General features: G+C 42.4%; 1 pseudogene. It reads left to right on the top strand.

The window, feature by feature from the left end:
- Nucleotides 1–301: 301 nt before the first annotated feature.
- Nucleotides 302–517, top strand: a pseudogene (locus tag R7040_RS29980) (GGDEF domain-containing protein); the annotation flags it as partial.

The raw sequence follows: 517 nt of genomic DNA, 5'->3' as shown, positions 1-517 counted from the left end.
AATGACGCCATTCAGCGAATTGAGAATCGACTCACGAACAGCCGTTTTTATGCATTATCTGTATTTATCAACGTGCACACATCAAGGTAGCTTTGTAACCGTCATCACCATATTGCAGACAACATATCGATAGATATCGTAATAAACAAAACCCTTGGCGTCGTCACACCCAGAAAATTCCTTACAAGATTCAATCACCTCGCAACATGACTAAGTTCACATTTGGCGATTTTGTTATTCTATTTATCGCTAAAATACCGCCTAGAATAGACGTACATATCAATTTAAGTAGGGATAGAAGATGTCGACATTGGCCGGGGCTCGCCTAGAAGAAATGGCGGATATCCGCTCGACGAGAAAAAAGAAAATCGTTTTTCTGTGTTCTAGCATTGCCGCCACACTACTGGTGTACGGCGCTATCGTCCAATCGCTCGAAAATCATTGGGGGTTAAGCGTTTTGCATGCCTTCAGTGCCATCGCATGCTTAGGTATCTGCTATCTCATTAAAGTTCAAAGG

Source organism: Vibrio sp. 1069, assembly GCF_033340555.1.
The sequence above is the reverse complement of the archived record's forward strand: the minus strand, read 5'-3'. Positions and strand labels throughout refer to the sequence as shown.